At 70.7% G+C, this 2,809-nt stretch carries 5 protein-coding genes and 1 pseudogene; 4 read left to right on the top strand and 2 right to left on the bottom strand.

Annotated elements, in window-relative coordinates; genetic code table 11:
• The 4 genes and pseudogenes from ACFR9S_RS12390 to ACFR9S_RS12375 form a co-directional block, all read left to right on the top strand.
• Window positions 1–461, top strand: a pseudogene (locus ACFR9S_RS12390) (glutamyl-tRNA reductase); the annotation flags it as partial.
• A 41-nt stretch (window positions 462–502) separates the two neighbouring features.
• Window positions 503–778 carry a 4a-hydroxytetrahydrobiopterin dehydratase gene (locus ACFR9S_RS12385; RefSeq protein ID WP_379732633.1) on the top strand — a complete coding sequence of 92 codons (276 nt, stop codon included), beginning with the start codon at window positions 503–505 and terminating at the stop codon, window positions 776–778.
• 28 nt (window positions 779–806) lie between these two features.
• Entirely contained in the window at window positions 807–1,202 is a 396-nt protein-coding gene (gene lwrS, locus ACFR9S_RS12380) for an LWR-salt protein (RefSeq protein WP_379732634.1), read from the top strand.
• 45 nt (window positions 1,203–1,247) lie between these two features.
• Window positions 1,248–1,901, top strand: a complete 654-nt coding sequence (locus ACFR9S_RS12375) for an HAD family hydrolase (RefSeq protein ID WP_379818789.1) — start codon at window positions 1,248–1,250, stop codon at window positions 1,899–1,901.
• On the opposite strand, the gene ACFR9S_RS12370 is transcribed toward ACFR9S_RS12375, so the two are convergent.
• Window positions 1,898–2,515 carry an SGNH/GDSL hydrolase family protein gene (locus tag ACFR9S_RS12370; RefSeq protein WP_379818788.1) on the bottom strand — a complete coding sequence of 206 codons (618 nt, stop codon included), beginning with the start codon at window positions 2,513–2,515 and terminating at the stop codon, window positions 1,898–1,900. The genes ACFR9S_RS12375 and ACFR9S_RS12370 overlap by 4 nt on opposite strands.
• A partial coding sequence (locus tag ACFR9S_RS12365) for a substrate-binding domain-containing protein (protein WP_379818787.1) occupies window positions 2,515–2,809 on the bottom strand: 295 nt, incomplete at its 5' end. The genes ACFR9S_RS12370 and ACFR9S_RS12365, both read right to left, overlap by 1 nt.

The following is a 2,809-nucleotide window of genomic DNA, read 5'->3' as shown; positions in this document are numbered from 1 at the left end:
CCGACGCGCTCGACAACGTCGTCGTCCACGACATCGACGACTTGGAGCGCGTGACCGAGGCGGCACACGAGAACCGCCGCGCGGCCGCCCGCGAGGTCGAGGCGATGATCGACCGGGAGCACGACCGCCTGCTCTCCTCGTTCAAGCGTGCCCGCGCCGACGAGGCGATCCGCGGCATGTACGAGGGCGCCGAACGGATGAAGGCCCGCGAGCTCGACCGCGCGATCACCAAGCTCGAGGCCCAGGGTGACCTGAACGAGGACCAGCGCGAGACCGTCGAGGCGCTGGCGGACTCGCTGGTCTCCCAACTGCTCGCGCCGCCGACCGAGAGCCTGCGCGAGGCCGCCGGCGAGGACGACTGGACCACGATCCAGACCGCGATGGAGCTGTTCGACCCCCGCTCGGACGCCGCCGACGTCGACGCCCCCGCCGACGCGGCCGACGAGCGGGCAGGCGAGTAGCCGGGCGAAGCTTTTCCCCCGCAGGACCCCACCTCCCGCGTATGTCGGAGACACTCGACGACGAGGAAGTAGAGCGGCGACTGCCCGCGGACTGGGAGCGCGACGGCGACGAGATCGTCCGGACCTACGAGTTCGACGGCTACCCGAGCGCGGTCACGTTCGTCAACGACGTGGCAGAGATCGCCGAGGAAGAGTTCCACCACCCGGAGATCGTCCTCCGCTACGACGAGGTGGAGGTGCGCTTCACCACCCACGACGCCGGCGGGATCACCGAGAAGGACCTCCGACTCGCGGACCACTGCGACGGCGAGTACTGATGACCCCCACGCGACGATCGACCCGCCGATGAAGGCGGCGTACACCTTCGACGCGACGTTCCGCCTCCCGACGGGGGGCGTCGCGGTCGACCCGAACCGCTTCGAGACGACGCTCCGCCTGTTCGCGCCCGCGCCGGGCGTCGAACCCGGCCCGGAGCGGATCGACTGGCTGTTCTTCCGCGACCGGCTCTGGCACGGCGAGATCGGCGACGAGGCGCCGCTACGCGAGGTCGTGAGCGACTGGCTCGACGTGGAGGTGGTCTCGCTGTCGTTCTCCGAACTCCGGGCCGACGAGGCGTACGTCGAGGCGCTACGGGCGGAGATCGAACGGGACCTCTCGCGGTTCAACGCCGAGAGTGCCGACGAGGTGCTTCACCAGTATCTCGGCTCGTCGGTGCACGTCGTCGACGCCGAGGCGGTCTGAGCAGGGAGAAAGGCACTTACCCCCGTACCCGCTAGCCCTCTCCCCATGGCGTACGACTTCTGGCTCCTCGACCTCGACGGGACGATCGTCGACGTGGAGCCCGACTACCGCCACGACGTGTTCGAGGCGGTCGGCGACCGGCTGGGCCGGGAGTTCACCGACAGCGAGATCGAGACCCTCTGGCACGGCCTCGGCGGCCCCCGGAGCGAGAAGCTCCAGTCGATGGGGCTGGACCCGGGGACGTTCTGGCCCGCGCTGCACGAGGCCGAGGACCCCGGCGCCCGCGCGGAGGCGACGTACGTCCACGACGACGCCGAGGCGCTGCTCGACGAACTCGACGCCGCGGGCGTCCCGGTCGGCGTCGTCACCCACTGCGCGCCGTTTCTCGCGAACGAGGTCGTCGACCACCTCGACCTGCGCTCGCGCTTCGACGCGTTCGTCACCTGTTCGGACGATCTGGGCTGGAAGCCCGACCCCGAGCCGGTCCACCACACGATGAACCGACTCGGCGTGGACCACGCCGACGGCGCGGGCGTGCTGGCCGGCGACGGCCCAAGCGACGTCGGCGCCGCGTGGAACGCCGGCCTCGACGCCGTCCACGTCGAGCGCCACGGTCCCGAACGCCGCGGCCAGTGCGTGCTCGCGGACCACCGCGTGGAGCGCTTCACCGAACTGGACGAGCGCGTCCTCGGGAACTAATCGAGCGCCGCCGCGGCGACCGGGTAGATCCGCTCCAGCCACAGGTCGTGCTGAGCAGGTGCGGGGTGGAGGTCGTCGTCCGCGACGAGCGACCCGTCCTCGGCCACGCGCGTCGACGGCGGCACCACGTCGACCAGTCGCGTTCCCTCCGCACGCGCCGCCTCCCGGACGATCTCGTTGTACCGCACCAGTCGCTTCGCGTGCTCGTCGGGGTCGTTGTCTTCCCCCACCGGCGTGAGCGTGTAGTCCGGGACCGTGATTACGACAACCGAGTCCGGGTCCGGCGCGAACCCCAGCGCCCGGTCGAGCATCGCCCGGAACTTCGGCTCGAACGTCTCGGGGGACTCGCCCTGGAAGCAGTTGTTCGCGCCGATCAGCAGCGTCACGAGGTCGAACGGGCCGTCGGGATCGCGTTCGGTTATCTCCTCGTCCAGGTCGTCCGTTGTCCAGCCGTTCTCGGCGATCACCACTGGATCGGCGGCCGATTCGCCGTCCTCCCGGAGTCGATCGACGAACTTCGACAGCCAGCGCTCCTCTGCATCGACGCCCGTGCCGACCGTGTAGGAGTCGCCGAGCGCGAGGATCCGCGCTCGCTCCTCGTCGGTCCCCGCCATCAGTTCGCGGGCTCGAACCCGGGCAGCTCGGCGAGCACTTCGTCGACCCCCGACAGTACGGCTTCGAGGTCCCGAACGCCCTGTTTCTCGACGCGCTCGGGGTTGGCCCGGACCCGGACGGTCTGACTGTCGACCGGGACGAACCCCAGCCCGAGCTTCTCGGCGGTCGCGCGGAGGCCGAGTCCGGCGTCGGCTTTCCCGGCGAGCACGCGCCGTGCGGGGCTCTCGTGGGCCTTGAGCGTGAAGCCGTAGCCGTCGATGGCCGACTGGAGATCCGCGGCATCGGCGTGCCCC

Source organism: Halolamina salina, from assembly GCF_042678005.1.
Lineage (GTDB): Archaea > Halobacteriota > Halobacteria > Halobacteriales > Haloferacaceae > Halolamina > Halolamina salina.
This window is presented reverse-complemented; position numbering and strand designations above follow the sequence as displayed.